The 20,367-nt window shown below is 66.8% G+C and carries 4 protein-coding genes; all 4 read right to left on the bottom strand.

Annotation, left to right across the window (positions count from 1 at the left end; translation table 11 throughout):
- Positions 1–334: 334 nt before the first annotated feature.
- On the bottom strand, positions 335–1,927 hold the full coding sequence (locus HY699_24570; protein MBI4518978.1) for a sigma 54-interacting transcriptional regulator: 1,593 nt from the start codon (positions 1,925–1,927) through the stop codon (positions 335–337).
- Between the two features lie 232 nt (positions 1,928–2,159).
- A complete protein-coding gene (locus HY699_24565; protein ID MBI4518977.1) occupies positions 2,160–6,494 on the bottom strand; it encodes an AAA family ATPase in 4,335 nt (1,444 codons plus the stop codon).
- Between the two features lie 205 nt (positions 6,495–6,699).
- Positions 6,700–10,536 carry a hypothetical protein gene (locus HY699_24560; GenBank protein ID MBI4518976.1) on the bottom strand — a complete coding sequence of 1,279 codons (3,837 nt, stop codon included), beginning with the start codon at positions 10,534–10,536 and terminating at the stop codon, positions 6,700–6,702.
- Positions 10,511–19,693 (bottom strand): right-handed parallel beta-helix repeat-containing protein, encoded by a 9,183-nt coding sequence (locus HY699_24555; GenBank protein MBI4518975.1) that lies wholly within the window; start codon positions 19,691–19,693, stop codon positions 10,511–10,513. Before HY699_24555 ends, HY699_24560 begins: the two co-directional genes overlap by 26 nt.
- Positions 19,694–20,367: the final 674 nt, after the last annotated feature.

Genomic DNA, 20,367 nt, shown 5'->3' with positions numbered 1-20,367 from the left:
GCCGAGGCCCATGGCCAAAAGGGACGCAATTTGTCATGGCCGAAAGGGACGCAATTTGTCATTCCCGCGAAAGCGGGAATCCACGGCGCCGGCTCGCTACGACCCGCCAAACGCCAAACTGGATTCCCGCTTTCGCGGGAATGACGGCCATAACACCGAACCACGTTACCCACGAATTTGTCGCGCACCCCTATCAGCTTGCCGACTTCACCCCGCTTCTGCTGCCCGGCGCCAGCGCCAACCGGCGCTCCGCCAGGTGGAACGTGCTCTCCGAGCGCGTTCGCGGGGGTGCCAAGCGGCGTACCGATGCCGGCTTGCCCAGACGGCCAAGCCGTTATGCTTCTTGCAGCCGATAGCGCTTCAGCAGCTTGTGGAGCGTCGAGCGGCTGAGGCCCAATGCGCGTGCGGTGTGGGACACGTTGCCGTGATGCTGCTGCAGAGCCTCGGCGATGTAGCGGGCCTCGAACCCCTCGCGGGCCCGCTGCAAGGTGAGGGTGCCCGTGCCCACCGAGCTGAGCACAATCTCCCCGACGTTGAGCTTGTCGGAGAGATGCCGTGGCTCGATGGTTTCGCCGCTGCCAGCCACCGCCACGGCCCGCTCGATCTCGTTCGCCAACTCCCGCACGTTGCCGGGCCAATCGTAGCTGCTCAGCTGCGCCAAAGCGGTGGGGCTCCACCCTAGCGCGCGCCGGCCGAACTTCTCCGTCGTGCGCTCCAGTAGGTGGGCGGCGAGCAACGGGATGTCCTCCTTGCGCGCGCGCAGCGGCGGCACGGCGATGGGAAAGGCGTTGAGGCGATAGTACAGGTCTTCGCGAAAGCGGCCTTGCTCGACCGCGACTTCGAGTCTGCAATTGGTCGCCGAGATAACGCGCACGTCAACGAAACGCGCTTGGGTGTCGCCAACGGGCACGACTTCGCCGTTCTGCAAGACGCGGAGCAGCTTGATCTGCATCGCGGGTGTCGTTTCGCCGACCTCGTCGAGGAGGATCGTGCCGCCGTTCGCCACCTCGAAGACCCCTTTGCGATCCGACGACGCGCCCGTGAAGGCGCCGCGTTTGTGGCCGAACAATTCGCTTTCAAGCAGGGTTTCGCTGATCGCGCCGCAATTGACGGGAACGAATGGACCGTCTCGGCGCGGGCCGTTGAAGTGGATCGCGCGAGCGATCAGCTCCTTGCCCGTGCCGGTCTCGCCCTCAATCAGCACCGACACCGGCGCGGTAACGGCGTGCTCCATCAGTTCGAACACCCGCGCCATCGCCTCGCCACTCCCAACGAGGTCGGTGAAGCGGCTGTGGCCGGCGACTTCGCGCTGCAGGACCACCACCTGCTGGCGCAGCTTGGCTTCCGACTCCTTCAGCTTCCGGTACAGACGGGCATTGTCGATGGCGATGGCGATGCCGCCGGCGAGCGCGGTCAGAAAGGCCAGATCCAGCTCGCTGAACGCGGCATGGAGCTTATTGCGCAACTCGATGACGCCGACGACGCCGTGGGCCGTGCGCAACGGGGCGCACAGCAGCGATTGGGTCGACATGCCCGATTGCTGATCGACACCGCCGTACCAGCGCGGATCACGCGCCACGTCGGGAACGAGCTGCGGCGTGCCGTGCTGGAGCACCCAGCCGGCGATGCCGCGGTCCGCCGGGAAGCGAATCTGCGCCATGCGCTGTTCCACGTCGGGGGCGACGTCGGCGATGTATGGGAAATACAGCTCGTGCCGCTCGGCATCGAGCAGCAAGAGCGCGCTGCTCTCGGCGTCAAGCAGCTCGCGGCTCTTGGTGATGATGAGCGGCAGCAGCTCGTCCAGATCGATGCGCTCGTTGAAGGCCGCGGTGACTTCATAGAGCAGCGCGAGGCGCTCGCTGCCACCGCGGCGCGTCAGGTCGCGGACGGCGCTCTGTTGGCTGCGGGTGGTGGCCGACTGGGTCATGGGCGATGGGAGGGCTCGAACGAATTCCGGGGGGCAACCAGCGGGTGAGGTGAACCGACGGCGGCACTCTAGAAGAATTCGCCGGCACCCTCAAGCTGGGTGGCCAGCACCCTAATCCGGCGCTAAGCATCGCCGGGCCATGCCAGGCACGGCCGCCGGAGAACCCGCAGGGTCGCGTGGATGCAGCGCTTTCGGCAGCTGGCCACAAGGGCTTGCACAATTCTTGGAGTACTTAGCGCCGGATTAGGGCCAGCAGGGCGCGGGCATCTTGCAGGTCGGGCGTATCGAACCCCTCGGTGAAGGCCGCATAGAGCGGTGCAAGGAGCGCGCGGCCCTCGCCGCCGCGACCGCGCTCGCGTAGCCAGCGCGCGTAGCTGGAGGCGGCGCGCAATTCGTACGCTTTGGCGCCGAGGCGGCGGGCGACGGCGATGGCGTCGCGGTACAACCTTTCGACGTCATCGGGAGTCAGCAGGGCGCCGTCTCCCTGACTTGCTCCCGGTGCAGCGACGCGGGGCGCGGAACCGGTGTCGATCAGTCGCGCCAGCAGCTCGGCCCTACGTCTGAGCGTGTCGGCACGATCGAGTTCCTCGCCGAGCACGGCGCCCTCGGCCTCGGTGAGCAGCCGGTATGCCTCGGCAACGTTGCCGGCCCGCGCGAGCGCGTCGGCGAGCAGGCCGGTGAACAGTTCCGCGGCCAGGTGTGTTCCACTGGCCCAGTACGCATCAAGGCCGGCGCGCAGCACGGCGATGCCTTCGCCGGCGCGCCCCTGCTCGGCCAGCGCCCAGCCGCGCGCCATCTGGGCGCCGGCTTCGTGCACCGGATTGGTCTCCTCGGCACACGCCGCCAGCGCCCGCTGGGCGTGCCACAGGACTGCTTCCGGGTCGCGCATGCGGGCGAATAAGGCGGTGGCGTACTGCTCGGCCCACTGCCGATCGGTCGGGCGCTTTGTGCGCTCCGCCAGCTCGACGGAGGCCTGCATCTGCGCCCGCGCCTGATCAGCCAAGCCGAGGTTCCATTCGGCGATGGCCAAATACGCGCTCGTCGTGACCCGCACATCAACGGGCATGTGCGGCATGACGGCTTCGTCGTACAGCGCCAGCGCCTGCGTGAGGTGTTCGCGGGCACCGGCGAGCTCCCCGCTGTGGCACCGGTTCAGGCCCTGGGCGAAATGTGCCCACACCCGCAGGGCCACGAGCCCGGAATGCTCGGCCGCCGCCATTGCCTGATCGGCGAGTTCGCGCGAGATCGCCGGGCCATCGCGCGTGTTGGTCGTCGCGAACAGACCCATCAGGAACACGAAGGTCTGCACGGGATCGCCGAGGCTCTCGCCGACAGCTTTGGCGCGTGCGAAGGCGGCGGCTGTCTCCGGTGCAGCGTAGCCTTTCGTCACCAGGAGGGCCTGCCCGAGTGCGAGCTGGAGCCGCATCTCCCGCTGGTGCCGCGCGGGGTTCTCGGGCAGCGTTGCCAAAACCGCCAAGCCGCGGCGCAGATGGCTGGTAGCTTCGCTAGCGGCGCTACGCGCGAGCGCCCGATCCCCCGCGCGCTGCCACGCCGCCGCGGCCGGCTCGGCCTCGTGGGCCTCGGTGTAGTGGTGAGCCAACAGCTCGGGCTGCGCCTCCGCGATGGCAGGGAAGTTCTCGCTGAGGGCCTTGGCCACACGGCCGTGGATCACGCGGCGGTGGCTCTTCAGCAGCGAGTGATACGCCGCCTCTTGCACCAGCGCGTGTTTGAACGCGTACGTCCCCTCGGCCGCTCGCGCGGAGACCAGGTCGGCGCCGGCGAGCGCGGCCAATGCCGCCTGGAGTTCGTCCGGCGGCGCCGCATGTACGCTAGCGAGCAGCTCCTGCGTGAACTCGCGCCCGCAGACCGCGCCGACTTGCGCCACCGTCTTCGCGCCGCCGAGACGATCGAGGCGTGCCATCAGCGAACCCTGTAGCGTCGCCGGAATCTCCCCCGCCCCACTAGTATCCGCTTCGATCGCCGCCTTCGTCAGCTCTTCGATGAAGAACGGTACCCCATCGGTGCGCGCCACCACCGCGTCGACGAGGTGTTCGGAAAGGGTGGACGGCGCAGTAGTCGCCGCCACGGCGGGAGTCAGTCTGGTGATCATCTCACGGGTCTCCGACGACGAGAGGCGGCCCAGCCTCACCACGGTGCAGCTTTGCACAGGAACCTCGGGATCTTCCCGTTCGTCATTCCGGCGGAAGCCGGAATCCAGGTTTGATCCCCGCCGCCCCACCTCGATACCGGCTTTCGAGACTGTCGACTTTCTCGCGAGCACGCCCTTCGAGACGCCGCCAAAGGAAGGCGGCTCCTCAGGGCGAACGGTGGCGGGTTTGATTTGACAGAGTTCTTCTCCGTTCGCGCTGAGGAGGCCCCCGTTTCTGGGGCCGTCTCGAAGCGCGCGTCCGGATTTACCGATAGCCTCTTTCGCCGCTATGACGGACCCACCCAAACGAGTTCCCGTGCCCAGCCGCACTGAGCAATCAGGCTGCGACAGCCACGGGACGTCAAACTCGGGACGCGCGGTGAGGAGCAGCAGCATCGGCGCACTCGCTACGTGCTGCACCAGCAGCTGCAGGAGATCAAGGGTGGAAGGATCGACCCACTGAAGGTCCTCGAGCAGCACGACGAGCGGCTGGCGCCGCGCCTCGCCCAGGAACCACGCCGCCAGCGCTTCCAGACGCCGGCGTCGCAAACCCTCCGGGGAGAGCAGCACGGGCGGGTACGATTTCGGCACCGGGAGGTCGAGCAACGGAGCCACGAGGGGAACGGCGTCCGCCGGAGTCAATCCGGCCGGCGTGATCGCGCGCTCGAGTGCATCGAGCTGCGCCGCGGCGTCATCGGCGCCGGCGCCCGCCAGCAACGGCTTGAGCAGCTCGGTCAAGGCATAGAAAGGCGTGCTTGCAAAGTACGGCAGGCCGCCCGCCTCCAGCCAGGTATGCGGGGTCGCGGCTAGTTCCTCGCGCAGCATCTGCGCCAAGCGCGACTTGCCGATTCCCGGCTCGCCGGTGAGGAGGACGACTTGGCCTTGACCCGCCTGCGCTTGCCCGAAGCGCTCATGCAGCAAGAGCCGCTCCTGCTCGCGGCCGACAAACGGCGTGTGGCCCCGTGTCACCGCCGCCAGCCTCCTGCGCTCCGGGCTCGGCCGCACAACGTGGAAGAGCCGCAGCGGCTCCGCCACTCCCTTGATGGGTTGCGGCCCGTGATCCTCGACCACGAAGCGTCCCGGCGTCAGCCGGTGCGTTGCCGCGGTCATCAGGACGGTACCGGGAGAAGCAAGGCGCCGCACGTGCGCGGCGATGTTCGGGGTCTCGCCGAAAACCTCGCTGGCCGACTCGGCGCCTTCGCCAACGACGACCGGGCCGCTGTGCACGCCGATGCGTACGTCGAGGCGGTCTGCCGTCGCCGAGTTGATGGGCAGCTCGCGCACCGTGTCGATGAGGGCGAGGGCCGCGCGCACGGCACGCTCGGCATCGTCGTCGTGAGCCGAGGGATAGCCGAAGTACACGAGCAGCTCCTCACCGTGATAGCGCGCTACATAGCCGCCAAAGCGAGCGACCACCTGCGTAGCGCGCTCGCGGTAGGCGCGCACCATCTCATGCCAGCGTTCCGGGGCGGTGCCGGCTGAGGTCCCGCTCGTAGCGGCGATCTCGCAAAACATGATGGTGAGCAGCCGGCGCTCGCCGGCGGGCACGGCTACGCTCGCCGCGATGCCGGAGGGTGCGCGCGGCGACGTATCAGCCGCGAGCGCGGTGCCAGCGGGAGCCGTCACGCGATACGCGAGCACCGGCGCGGCGATGCCTGCGAGCGGTTGCGGCCCAAGGTCTTCGCCGACGAAGTCTTCTGGGAGCAGCAACAGCGTGGCGCGGCTGATCACCACCGTATCGGGCGCGGCCACCGCCTGCAGCCGCATCGCAACGTTGGGCCCGTCGCCCAGCAACTCGATATCGGCTCCCCGTTGAAGGACCGCCGCTGCCCTTGGACGGGGCTCAGGACATGCTTCGAGAGGCGCCTGCCGGCGATTCTCAGCGTGAGCGGTTTCTTCCGCCTGCCGCAAGACCTCTCCGTCCGCCCTGAGGCGGCGCGAAGCGCCGTCTCGAAGGCCGTCCCACTCTTTCAACGAGCGCTCGTCCCCCGTGCGCCGCGCGACCACGACGCCGCCGGTATGTACGGCGACGCGCACGGAAGGAGACGTACCGGCTGCGGGCTTCGTGGTTACCCCTGGGCTTGGATCACTAACATCCAGAGCTCGCACGGCCGCCACCAGTGACAACCCCGCGCGCACGGCGCGTTCCGGATCGTCATCCTGTGCGTGCGGCCACCCGAAGCACGCGAGCAGCCCATCACCGGCGTACTGCGCCACATGGCCGCTGAACTGCTGCACAACGGCCGCTGCACAGTCGTGGTAGCGCTGAACGATCTCGCGCCAATCCTCGGGATCGAGCTGCGACGACAGCTGGGTTGAGCCCACCAAGTCGCAAAACAGGACCGTCAGCGCGCGCGGCTTCTCTTCGGTCCGGTCCGTGGCAGGTGCCGATTTTGCGAGAGCCCGCTCACGCCGCATAACCGACCACGTAGCGCGAGCACGTGGAGTAGGTCAACGCCTGGGCTTTCGTGCCGTGTGGCTAAGCAGCGTAGAAGGGCTCTGTCGTGCCCCTTTCCGACGGCGCTACCCCGCCCCCTTTGCCAGCGGCACCGAGGTGTGCGGCGGTGACCGGTCTGGGCTCGATGGCGGCGCAATCGCCGATCGCAAATGCTCGAGTCCTCGCTCACGGCGTACAAACCAACGTCACGCTGTCCACGTCGATTACGCCGCGCGTTCGTTCGGCACGGCTCAACGTCACCAGGCGCGCGCGGGAGACGGACAGTGACACGCTCGAACGCCGCAGTTGGAGGCGGATCGGGAACGGGGCGGTACACAGATTGTGCTGCGTCTCGGTCACCGGCAGCGTTAGGCCCGTGTCCCCGCTTTGCGGATCGCGCAGGTCTTGCAGCGCAGTCAGGAAGCTCGCGCGGTTGGCGCCGGTGATGTTCGCACCCAGCAGCCGGATCGGGTCGCCCACACCGAGCGGCGCACAGTTGGCGAGATTCGGATCGACGTTGTTGAAGCAGGCGATCACGTGAAACTCGCAGACGTCGGCCGCGGCAGTGCCGACCGGGCTGAGGTCGAAATCGCAACTCGGGTCGTTGTTGCGGCAGGTGTGGGTAGAGTTCGGGCGGCCGCGCCGATCGGTAGCCGGGGTGTTGTGCGGGTTGATGACTGCCCACTCGACCAAGCACGCGCGCCGGTCGCGGCCAGGCGACCCGACCCCGTCGCCGGGAATCAGTTCGTAGGTGCAGTTGCTGCGGCAGCCGTCGGCCGAGGCTTGGTTGGTGTCCTCGCACTGCTCGCCGGCTTCGAGCAGGCCGTTGCCACAACAGTTCGGTCTCAGGTCGGACGTGCAGGTGCCGGCCTGGCAGCTGTTGAGGCAGGTGTTGTTGTTGCTCCCGACACACGGGTTGCCGTCGGGCACCGGCGCGTGCAAGCAGCTGCCCGTACTCGGCGCACAGCTGTCGTCGGTGCAGGCGTCGTTGTCGGCGCAATTCACCGGGGTGAAGACGCAGCCGCTGGCGGGCGCGCAGGTGTCGGTGGTGCAGAGGTTGGTGTCGTCGCACACCAACGGCGGGCCGCCGGTGCAGGCGCCGTTGCCGTCGCAGCTGTCGTTGGTGGTGCAGGCATTGCCGTCGCTCGGGCATGAAACACCGGCGAGCTGGAGACGGTCTACCGGGCAGGCGGCGCTGAGACCGTCGCAGGTCTCGGCCACATCGCAGGGACTCGCGGCCGAACGGCAGGTTGTTCCGAGGTTACCCGCCGGGTGAACACAAGCGCCGGCACCGTCACAGCGGTCGGCCGTGCACGGGTTGGCGTCGTCCGGGCATAGCGCGCCCACCGGGTTGAGGCAGTTGTCCGAGGATTCGTTGCAGGTGTCGTTGCAGGCCGGACCGTTGCGGCAGGGATTGCCGGCGTGCTGGGCGCACGTGCCGTTGCGGCAGGTGTCCGTACCGTTGCAGAAGAGCCCGTCGGAGCATGGCGCGGTGTTGTTCACCGCTATGCAGCTACCCAACCCGTCGCAGACGTCGTCGGTACATAGATTGCCGTCACTGCCACAGGGTGCGCCGTAGTTTGTCACGCAGTTGTCGTAGGTTTCGTCGCAGACATTGTTGCACTCGGCGCCCCCGCTGCACGGGTCGCCCAGGTGGGTACACTGGCCGCCGCTGCAGACATCGGCGCCGTTGCAGAACAGGCCGTCGTCGCAAGTGGCGGCGTTGTTGCTGCTCAGGCACTGGCCGGTGGCATTGCACTGGTCGTCAGTGCAACGATTGCCGTCATCACACTGAGTTCCGGCGGCCGCCACGCTGCACACGGAGGGAACGCCGCTGCAGGTGTGGCATTGGTCGATGCGGCAGGCAGTGCAGCCGTCGTTGCCGGCGGCATTGCCGTCGTCGCATTGCTCGCCGCGGCCGATCACCCCGTCACCGCAGGTGGCGAGCGAGGCGAGACAGACGCCGACCGGATCGGTGGTGACAGCAGCCGGATCATCGATCACGGCGAGCTGCCCGCCATTGGTGTCCAAAACGCGGACCACATCGGCGTCTTTGTCGGACACGTACAGTTGCGGCGCGAACGGATGCAGCGCCATCTGATCGACGCCGAAGTAAAGCAACGCGTTGGCGGCGCTATCCGCGCGCAGAGCCGCCGCACTCAGGGCGCCGCTGGCCGAGGTGTACCCGAACTTCTGAATGATGCCGGCATTGTTGCTGCGCGCGAACACCGAGCTGCCGGCGTCGTCGATCAGCGCGGTGACGCCTTCGTTGGCGCCTAGGACCCGCTGGTCGACGGCGGCGAGGCCGGGTAGCCGGAATGACCGCAGCTCGTTGACGCCCATGACCACCCCCGACTTGGCGTCGGGAGCGCACGCAACGTTAAACGGCGCAGTGATCGTGAGCACGTCGTGGGTGTCGGTAATCACCCCGCCGCCGTTGATGCGGAGACGGCGAACCCGCCCAGTGTCGAACTCCGCGACCAATACCGAGCCGTCGCTGCAGACATCCACAGCGGTACAGCTGGCGCCGAGCGCAAAGGTGCCGATCTCGGTGCCGGTTGTCAGATCGACTACCGAGAGCGGATTCGTGGACAAGCCGCTGCCATCGCAGGCCAGCAAGAAGCGCCCGTCTGGGGTCAGCGCGAGGTCCTCGGGGGCGGTCGAGACCGTAATCGGACTCGGCTGCACCGAGGCAGTGGCGGTATCGACGATCCAAATCCTGCCGCTGAAATCGCTGACGTAGCCGCGCGAACCGTCGTTGCTCACTGCACAGTCCAGCACGTCGCCCTCGGAGATATTGGGCGGCGCCGCCGTGCCCCGCGCGGAGTTGGTATCGGCGTTGAACACGGTGATCGCGCCGCGCACTTCGTGCACCACCATGCCGATCACTTCGCCGGTAGTGGTATGCGTGCACGCGCCGCGGCCATCGCACTGATCGCGCGTGCGCGGGTCGGAATCGCCGGTGCAACTGGTGCCGAACGGCAAGAAGCAATTGTCGGTGGTCTCGTTGCAAGTGTCGTTGCAGACCGCGCCGCCGAGGCAGGGATCGCCGGCGTGCACGCTGCAAGCGCCGCCACCGCAGGTGTCGGCCCCGTTGCAGAAGACCTCGTCGTCACAAGCGGCGGCGTTGTTGGTGCTCAGGCAGCGGCCTGCACCGTCGCACTGGTCGCTGGTGCAGACGTTGCCGTCATCGCACGCGCTCGTGGCTGGTTGCGGGGTGCAGGTCGAAGGTTGGCCGCCGCACGTGTAACAGGCCTCGACGCGGCAGCCGGCGCTGCAGCCGTCACTGCCGGCTTGGTTGTTGTCGTCACACTGTTCACCCAGCTCGACGCTGCCGTTGCCACAGACACTGATCTCGACCGAGATATTGTCGATGCCCCAGGCTTCATCGAAGGTCTCTTGCGTGTTACCCGAGAAGTTGAGGGCCAACGTCGAGCCGGAATGGGAAAAGGATGCGGTGATGCGGTAGACGGCTTCGCCGAAGCCGATCCCGGTAAAACCCAAGGTGTCGATCTCGGCGGCTGCCGTTTCGCTAGGAAACGCCCCGTTCGGATACGATTCGGGGTACGCCTGGATCGAGTTCGGGTTGCTGGGGCCGTTGCTGAAGGTGGTGTGAATGAGCGACGAGCCGCCCGCCACATCCAGATCGAAGAGGTCGGGGCCGCAGCACACGGTCCCATTTCCATCCCACGAGCCGATCACGAAGAGGTCGAAGGACACGGTGGCGGCGGAATGCGCCGCGAGACCCGTGAGCGTCAGCGTCTCGGTTTCGTTGGCGAACTGCCCCAGGAAACGCCGGGCGCCGATCGGCGTGGCTTCCGTGGTGGTATTCGACCACTCCGGGCCGACCGTGCCCTCGAAGTCGTTCGAGTACACCACCAGTCCAGCCGCTGGTCGGCTGGCGAATAGCAAGAGCAGCAATCCGCCCGCGACGGTAATCGTTCGCTGAATTCCGTGCCTGACCATGGTGCTTCCCTCCTCGGTCGGTGCTGTGATCTCAGTAGTCGTTGAAATCGACGACATCGATGACCAGCCTGGTGGTGTCGTTGGTTGGGTCGCCGCTGCCGCCGGGGCCGGTCACGGTGATCAACGCGGTGCAGCGGGCCGGCGATTTGCCGTTAGGCGTGGCGAACCTGCCGGCGTAGACGGTGATCGGAAGCGGACCGCCTTTGCTCATGCCGCCCTTGACCCGAGCGCCGGTCTGCGGCCCGGGTGCGAGGGCAAAGTCGCTGAAACCGACCGAGCCGGCGGGACAGTCGCCGTCGCTGGCGCTGAGGGTGAGCAGGTCGGTGCTGGTTTCAGCTACATCGCCGTTGCCGATGGTCACCCGCACGTTGCGCTTGGTGCTGGTCTTGCCGTCGCCGATGATGAGCGACAAGGGTGCTAGACTTGTCACGTAGCTCTCGTGCGTGGTGGTCTGTTGCGTGTCGCTGGCGTCGATGACGTTGAGCTCCAGAATCGCCACGTTGTTCCCCGGCGTCGGATCGACGCTGCCGCCGGGGAAGAGTGTCTGGCTGGTGAACGTCATCGTGCAGCGCTTCGGCGTCTTCTTGTTGAAGCCGAGGAAGGCGTCCCGATTGAGCGAGAGCTTCACAACCGCGGCCTTGCTCCGCCCGCCGGCGAGCAGCACGTTGTCTTGTACCGGGGCACCGGTGGCGGCGAAGTTGGGCAAGCCGGTGATGATGCCCGCCGGGCAGTCGCCGCGATTGGCGACGAGGCGGACGTCTTGCGACGCCGCCGAGGCGTTGCGCACGGTGACGCGGACCGTCTTGGTCACCATCGTCGGGCTGCTCGCCAATGCGCCGAAGGTGACGCTCAGCGGACGCAACGGCAGCGTCACCGAATCACGCGCGACGACCCGCATGTCCCACTCGCTGGCGGCGGAGCTGAGCGCGGTGATCTGCAGGTCGCCGCTGCCGAGCAGCGTGCGGTCGTCGACGCAGGGATCAGGCGAGGCCTCGCCCGCCGCGCCGGTGCAGTCGGGCACGATGGCGCCGTTGCGGAAGAGCGCGATGGTGAGCGGATCGACCCCTGACGGCAGCACCGACGCATCAAGAGTAAAGACGAGCACCAGCGGGTTCGCCGCGCTTGCGGTTGGTGCTGTCAGATCGAGCGGTTGGCCGAGCACGGCGAAGCTCGACGTGTTCGGATCGCCGGCCGCGGGCGTGCTCATCGAGATCGTACCCGCCACCGGCGACGTGATCGCGAGCTGGCCGGGGAACTCCGGCGTGGCGCCGGTACCGGCCACGTCGCTGGTGACCGTGCCGCCCGCACTCACCGGCACGTTTTCGATCGGCGTGCGCGTGCAATCGGTCTCGCAACCATTGCCGGCGATCTGGTCGCCGTCATCGCACTGCTCGCCGGATTCGAGCGCCCCGTTGCCACAATACTGTGTGGCCTCGAACGCGCCGATGTCGCAGAACGGGCCTTGCGGGCGGCTCAAGCCGCGCTGGTCGGTGGCCTCGCAGGGATTGACGATGGGATCGGTGAAGCGCGCCCCGCCCTGAATCGCCGGGCTGCCGCTCAGGAGGGCGTGGGTGAAGGTGAGTCCGCCGTTGTCTTGCAGCGACCCCAGCTTGGGATCGACGTTCAGCAGGTCGGGGCCGCCGCCGTAGACGCTGATCGCGCAGTCGCTCGCGTTGCCGATCAGGTTGCGCCCGCCGGAGAGGAAGCCTACGGAGCAATCAGGACCGATCGGGCCGTTGTTGCCGGCAACGATAGAATTGCTGACGCCGAGCTCGTTGGCCACCATCGTAAACAAGCCGCCGCCTTCACCGTTAGCGTTGTTGTCGCTGTCGGCGCGATTGTTGGTGACGGTGCAGTTGTTGAGGGTGACGCCAGCGAACACCCCGGGGGTGGCGTAGAGGCCACCACCGAAACCCTGCGCCTGATTCCCGCTGATGGTCACGTTGCCGAAGGTCGCGGCTGCGTACGTGAAGACTCCGCCGCCGTTGTTCGCGGTGTTTCCGCTGATGGTGGTGTGCTGCACGGTTAGGGTGCCGTAGCCGATATGCGAGAGGCCGCCCCCCCCACCGCCGATTGCTGTGTTGCCGGCGATGGTCGATTCCTCGATCGCGATGTCCGCGGCGCCATCGTTTCCGATGCCCCCGCCGTCACCCTCCGAGGCGTTGCCGCTGATGACGCACCGCCGCACCGTCAGCGTACCCCAGTTTAGAATGCCGCCGCCCGCAGCGCCGTGGTTGCCGGTGATGGTGCAATCCTCGATCGTTAGTGTTCCGCTGTTTTCGATGCCGCCGGGCATGCCGTTCTGAACGGTGATGCCACGCACGGTAGCGGTGGTGGCACCTCGCACCACGATAACCGAGTCGAGGCCGCCACCGTCGAGAATCGTGAGGCCGGCGCCAGCTCCCATGATGAGGAGCGGCTGGTTGGTCGAAGTGGCGCCTAGGTCGAGGAAGCCCTGGACAAGCACGTAGGTGCCGGCAGGGAGACTGATGGCGTCGCCGACGGCCCGCGCTTCCGCTTCCTGAATCGCCGCGCGCAACGTGCAGGCGCCGCCGCTGGTCGCGCACAACCCGTCGCCCGGCGCGACGTCCGCGCCGTCGGCGGTGGTGTCGACCGTGAAGGTCGTGCCGCCGAAGGCGCACTGCGAAGTGCAGCCGTCGAACTCGTTGCTGTTGCCGTCGTCGCAATCTTCGCCCGGTTCGGGGTTGCCGTTGCCGCAGACCGCGTCGACCTCGAAGGCGCCGATGTCGCACGCGGCGCCCTGTGGCCGATCTATGCTGCGTTGATCGACTGCCTCGGTGCAGCTTCCCGCATCGAACGCCGGGCAGCCGGCGAGCAGCGCGTGCGTCTGGGTCGGCCCGCCGTTGTCCTGCAACGGGCCGAGGAGCGGATTGACGCCAATGATGTTGCCCGTCGTGTTGCCGGTAATGGTGCAGTAGAGCGTGTTCTGGATGAGGTTGTGGCCCTCCGAGGTCAGCACGCCACCGCAGTCGGGTGCGATCGTTCCGCTGACGGTGTTGCCGGCAATGATGCTGTTGCCGATCGTGACGGTGCCGTACAGGGTCCCGAGTCCACCGGCCCCGGCGGCCCCGGCGGAGTTGTTGGTGATGGTGACGTTGTGCAGGATCACGTCATTCGCATACGGACCGTTGCTTGGGATGCGAGAGTTGCCGACGCCGCCGGCGCCGTCGGCGGTGTTGCCGCTGATCGTGCTGTTGATGATCGTGAGTGTGGCCGGCTGGTCGGTACTCGCGTTGCCGACGCCACCCGAGGCCACGCCGGCGGAGTTGCTGCTGACTTCGACGCGCTCGATCGTAGCGACGCCGACGTTGCCCACACCGCCGCCAAAGGTGGTCGCCTGGTTGGCACGCACGGCGGTGTCGCTGATCTGCAGATCGCCGGAACTGAAGATGCCGCCGCCGGTGTCGGCGGTGTTACCGCTGACCTCGCACTGGGAGATCGTGACCGTGGCCGCTTCGGCGTACACGCCGCCTCCGGCCTCCCCGGCGAGGTTATTGCGAATGGTGCTGTCGCTGAGCATCAGCGTGCCGCCGATGGTGTGAATCCCGCCCCCGTTCGCCACTGCCTGGTTGGTTTCGACAAGCGATGCGCTCAGCGTCAGCGCGCCGGGACCGCAGATGCCGCCGCCGTCGTTGGCGGCGTTGCCGGCGACGCGCACGTTGTTGAGCGTGAGATCGGCCTCGTTCCAGATGCCGCCGCCGCAGTCACCGCCCATTAGGCCGTTGGTAATGGTGAGGTCGCTGATGGTGGTGGTGCTGCCGACGTCGAGCACGCGATCGAGGAAGTTGCCGTCGATCACCGTGGTGTCGCGAGCCGCGCCAACCAGCGTCAGGTCGGTGTAGATCGCTAATCGGCCGTTGCTGAGCGCGAAGGTGCCGGCGGGCAGCACAATCGTGTCGCCGGCGCCGCGCGTGTTGGCTTCGTCGATGGCCGCACGCAGGGTACACCCGCCTCCGGCCGCGGCGCAGATGCCGTCGCCGATCGAGGCATCGAATTCATCGGCGGTGCTGTCGACCGTGAACGTCTTCGGCGTCCATTGGCAACTGGGCGTGCAGCCGGCGGCCGCCTCGGCGGGATTGCCGTAGTCGCAGCGTTCGACGCCCGTCCGCCGCACGCCGTCGCCGCAGACGTTGTTGGTGCAGTCGTTCTTGCAGGCGTCGTTGGGGTTGCTGTTGCCGTCGTCACAGGTCTCGCCGGGATCCGACCAGCCGTCACCGCAGGCCGGCGTGGTGCACACGATCGAGCAGCCATCGCCGTTGGCGACGTTGCCGTCGTCGCACTGTTCGCCGGCGTCGGGTGTTCCGTCGCCGCACGCTTGCGTCGAAGTGCGCGTGAAAACGAGGAACTGACCCGGCGCCAATGTGAGCGTGATTTGAGTGCACGAGTCGATGGTGGCCGACGGTTGCCCGGGAGCAGTGAGGGCGGCGCCACTGCGAGTGTAGGCAATCGCATAGTGGCCGAACGGCGACGGTGGAATCGCGTAGCCGGGACCAACTACGACGTACACGGTAGTACCCTGATCGATCACAGTGAGCGGACCCGGCGCGGCGCTCCACGTGCCGGTGAGCGATCCGGCGCAGCTGCCTGTCGGTGTGGGCGTCGGCGTGTGCGTCGGAGTTGCCGTTGGAGTTAGCGTCGGCGTGGGCGTCGCTTCGAGCTGGCAGGCCGCCGAGCAGCCGTCACCGCCAACGGTATTGCCGTCGTCGCAGGCCTCGCCTGGTTCGATGCTGGTGTTGCCGCATTCCTGCTCGGCCTCGAAGGCGCCGATGTCGCAGGCCGCGCCTTGCGGGCGGTTGATCCCGCGTTGGTCGGTGAACTCGCAGGAGAGATCGTCGCCGGCGTCGCGCGCCGGGCTGCCGGCGAGCAACGCGTGCGTGAACGTCGGCCCACCGTTGTCTTGTAGCGGGCCGAGGTTGGGCGACACGCCGGTGATGTGGCCGGTCGTATCGCCACTGAACGTGCAATCGGCCGAATCGCCGATCAGGTTGTAGCCTTCGGAGACGAACTGGCCTTCGCAATCCGGACCGAGTTGCGCCGCCGAGTTGCCGGCGATGATGGAGTTGCGGATGGTGAGTTGATCGGGATCCGCCCCCGAACTCAATCCGCCACCCACGCCTGAGCCGTTATCGTCGCCAACGTTGTCGGCGATGGTGACGTTGTTGAGTAACAACGAGCCGGGGGCATCTGCCATTCCTGACAGGATGCCGCCGCCGTACGCCGCCTGATTGCCGCTGATCGTGCTGTTGACGACGCTGGCGGCCCCCTCGATGAACAAGCCGCCGCCGTCCGACAACGCCTGATTGCCGGTGACAGTACAGCTCTCCACTTCGAGCGTTCCGGAGCGGCTGTGGATGCCGGCACCGGCGCTGGCGTCGTTGTCGGAGACGGTGGAGTTGACAAGCGTGAAGTCAGGACTGTTTCCCATCCCATTGAAGATGCCGCCGCCATCGCCGTCGGCATGGTTGCCGGTGATGACCGAGTTGAGGACAGTAGCGCTGGCCTCGTTCCGAATGCCGCCGCCGTCCATGATGCCGGTATTGCCGATGACGGTGCTGTTCTCGACCCAAAGGTCGCCGTTGTCTCGGTTCCAGATCCCGGCGTCGCCGTTGGCGCTGATCGTACAGTTCGTCACCGACGTCGTCCCGGTGTTGCGGATGCCGGCATCGGCGTTGGCAGTGACGATACAATCCTCCAAGGTCACGAACCCGCCCCAGTTGTCGACGCCGGAATTGGCGCCGTTGCGGATGGTCACGCCGCGAATGGTCACGTGGCTGTCGAGATCGACGATGACCACGCTTTCGAATGGAGCGCCCTCGATGATCGTGGTGTTGGCGTCGGCTCCCTCGATGGTGAAGCCGTTGTAGTTGCTGATCCAGAGCGGATCGTTGGCCAGCGCATATGTTCCCGCCGGCACGGCGATCGTGTCGCCGGCGTCGCGCATTTGGGCTTCTTTGATCGCCACGCGCAGGGTGCAGACACCGCTGGTGTCGCTGGTGCAGGTACCGGTCGGGTCGCCGTCTTCGTCCAGCGTGCTATCGACCGTCCATGTGACCGGGATGAGCGAGCAGTTCGACGGCTCGCCGCTGCACTGCCAGCCGGGCTCGATGGTACACAAGGCGGAGCAGCCGTTGGTGCTCCACGGGTCGCCGTCGTCGCATTCCTCGCCGCCGGCGATGACGCCGTCGCCGCAGCCGGTGAATTCGAAGGCCCCGATGTCGCAGTGGGAGCCCTGGGGGCGCGTGATGCCCCGCTGGTCGACGGCCTCGCAGGTCAGGTCGTTGCCGGCGTCGATTGCCGGGCTGCCGGGCAGCAGCGCGCGCGTCCAGGTCGGGCCGCCGTGATTGCCGGCCGAGGCAAGATTAGCCGGCACGCCGGTGAGGTGACCCGTGATGTCGCCGCTGAAGGTACAGCCGCTCGTATTGCCGATCAGGTTGTAGCCTTCGGAGACGAGTTGCCCGGAGCAATCGGGGCCGGCCGAAGCGCTCGAGTTGCCGGCAATGATGCTGTTGCGGACAACCAACTCGTCCGCAAAGGCGGCCTCAATGCCGCCCCCCAGGCCGATACCCGCGCCGTCGTTTGCGGCGTTGTCGGTGATGGTCGCATTGGCGAGCAGCAGTGAACCCGGCGCCGCGGGGGAATCGGCACTGACGCCGCCGCCAAACGTGGCCCAGTTGGCGTGGATGGTGGTGTTGGTGATGTCGGCCGTTTCCACCAGCCGCAGCCCGCCGCCCGAGCCCTCGGTGTAGTTCTCGACGACGGCGCAGCCGGCGACCGTGAGGGTCCCGTCGCTGTACAGCCCGCCGCCTTCATTCTCGGCCTGGTTTTGCCTCAGCATCGAATCGAGCAGCACCATCGAGGCGGCAGGCCCAGGGCCATTGTAGATGCCACCGCCGTTGGCAGCTCTGTTGTTGCGGATTTCGCTGCGTGAAATCGCGGCGTAGCCGGCGTCATAGTTGCTGATGCCGCCGCCATCTTGTTGAGAGATGTTGCCGGCGATCTCACACTCGTCCACCAGCAGGGCGCCTTCATTGAATATGCCACCGCCCTGGTTCCCGATGACGCGACTGCGCCGCAGCTGAAGCGCGGCATCCGACTCGATCACGATGCCGCTGCTACCGCCGTTGATGACCAGAACGTCCTCAATCGTGACATCGCTGTTGTGCCCAATGTGAACGACTTCGTTGAAGACATCGCCCTCGATGGCCGTGACATCGGAACCGCCGCCGGCAATGGTCAGGCCGGCCGTTGCCCCATCGATCCAGAGCGCGCCTTGCGTCAGGGTGTACGTGCCGCCCGGCACCGACACGGTGTCCCCGGCATTACGCGCGACGGCCTCGTCGATGGCTGCACGCAGCGTACAGCTGCCGCTCGGCGTGCTGGCGCAGATTCCGTTGCCCGCCGTGGCATCCGGCTCATCGGTCGTGCTATCGACCGTCCAGGTATGCGGCGGCGGCGTGCACGTCGAGGGAGTGCCAGAGCAGTTCCATCCCGGCTCGACCGTGCAGGTCGTCGAGCAGCCGTCGCCGTTTTGGAGGGTCGGATAGTCCCAATCGCCGTCGTCGCAGGTCTCGCCTGCCGTGACGATCCCATTACCGCACCCGGTCGGTGAACAGTTCGAGTCACAGCTATCGCCGTCGACGACATTGCCGTCGTCGCAGATCTCGTAGCCCGGCGCGAGTTCTTCATTACGCACGCCGTCACCGCAGATGTTCAGCGTACAATTCGTTTTGCACGCATCGTTGTTGAAGGCGTTGGCGTCGTCGCATTCCTCGCCCGGTTCCTGCGACGCGTTGCCGCAGAAGGGCGCGAGGCAGCTAATGTCGCAGGCATCGTTGATCGCGAAGTTGCCGTCGTCGCAGTACTCGCCGGCTTCCTGGGTCCCGTTGCCGCACGTGCTGGTACTCGTGCGCGTCATCGTGAACGGTGAGAAGCCGTCGGTCAGGGTCATTTGGCCGCACGAGTCGATCGTGCCGGTGAAGCCGCTGCCACTGAGTGCGTTACCGCTGCGAGTCAGCGTAAAGCTCGTTGCGCCCGCTGGGCTGTTGTACGGGACCCCAGGTGCGAACGAGCCGATGCGCAACGTGTTCGAGCCGTCGTCGATGACGTTCCACTGGAAGGTGAGGCTGTAAATCACGCCGCTGTAGGTGCCGCTCATCCCGCCGGCGCAGCCCGGCTCCCACTGACAAGTCGCATCGCAACCATCGCCGCTGACCGCATTGCCATCGTCGCACTGCTCGCCGGTGTCTAGGTATCCGTCTGCGCACACCGCCGCGGGCCGAGCCAGCATCGCTGACGAGACGACACCAGTGATCGGCGTATCGATCAGGGCGCCGGTCGTGGCGTTGTGGCGGTAGATCGCCTGGGTCCACACACCGCTGACGAAGAGGTAACCAGCCGCCTCGACGATCGCGACGTTGCCGTTGCTCGGTGGATCGGCGAACACGCCCAAGCTCGCGCCGGTGGTCCCGTTGAACTTGCGCACGACGCCATCGTTCATGTCCGCCGACAGGAGATCGCCGCTAACATCCCAGATCGGCATGCGGGGACCGTCGTCGAATCCGGTCGCAAACTCACCGAGGAACGTGCCAGTGTGGTAGTCGTAGCGGGAGATGCTCCCTGATCCGCCGCCGCTAACTGGACCGCCTACATACATGACATCGCCGGGACCAATGGCCATCGAGAAGAACGTTTCGTTGGCCGGGCCCGGCGACGCAATCGCGATTCCGAGCGCCGCGCCGGTCGACCCATCGAAGCGGCTGATGCCGCCGGTGTCGGATTGGACGTAGAGATCGCCGTCGGAGCCGAAGGCGATGGAGAACGGCCGGTTGGCAGCCGCAAACTCGCCGAGAAACGCGCCCGTGGAGCGGCTGTACTTGAGGACTTGGTTGCTGGAGAAGCTGCTGACGTAGAGATTTCCATCCGGGCCAAAGGCCAGCCCGTAGGGACCACTTAGGCCCCCGCCCGACGCGAACGTTCCGAGGAAGGTTCCGGCAGTCGCGTCGTAGCGCTGCACAGAGTTGGTCAGCCCATCAGCAACGAGGATCTCCTGCGCCAATCCTGCTGTCGGATGGCTCGCGACCGCGAGCGCCGTGCCCACAAGAAGGCCCCACCAGGCTCTCGGGGCGAAAGCGGTCATCGCTCTGCCGGCTGGCTGCACCGCGTTCTGAATCATCTGCTGCCATCGCGTCGTCATTGGTCCCTCCGTGCGATCGCAAGGATTGCGTCGTCTATGGGCGAAGCGCGCTCCATCGCGCTTGCTGCGCCGACTTCAGTTGCTGCACCTCTGTAGTGTGCAATCGACTGGACACTCGCCCCGAAACTTTGCCCAGTGGAGTGAGGTTCCGTCCTGCTCGTGGTCTTGGTCCGTGACTCGTAATTGCTCCTGTGCGCTGCGCCGTCGCCCGAGCGCCGTCCTCCACCCTGAAGCTCCTCGGAGCTCCTCCGCCGGCGCGCGCGTGCTTCATGGTGCAGGCGTAGAGAGCAATGGCCGGACCAGATCGCCAACGCCGGCAGCGCGTCACTTTCTGACGCGGGGCAAGGCGTCACTGTCAACTGGAGTGGACACTCACGTGGAGCGAGTGTCCACTCCAGTTGACAGTCGCAAGCGCGCCCCCTCGACAAGCTCATAAGAGGCTCCGGTCGCTCCACCTGTGCGATCTGAACTACTATGGCCGAAAGTCTTGGCGTCGCGCGCAGATTTCCCTCCGTCATTCCCGCGAAGGCGGGAAGCCATCCGGAGCCCCACCGCCCCTGGATGCCCGCCCCACGCCTTCGCGGGGGCAGGCTCTAAAGATTGCGGGCATGACGGAATACCCCTGTCGAGCTTTGGGTTGCGGGCTTCAGCCCGCGCTAGGCTAGATCCCGAAG

The organism is Deltaproteobacteria bacterium (assembly GCA_016210005.1).
Lineage (GTDB): Bacteria > Desulfobacterota > Binatia > HRBIN30 > JACQVA1 > JACQVA1.
This window is presented reverse-complemented; position numbering and strand designations above follow the sequence as displayed.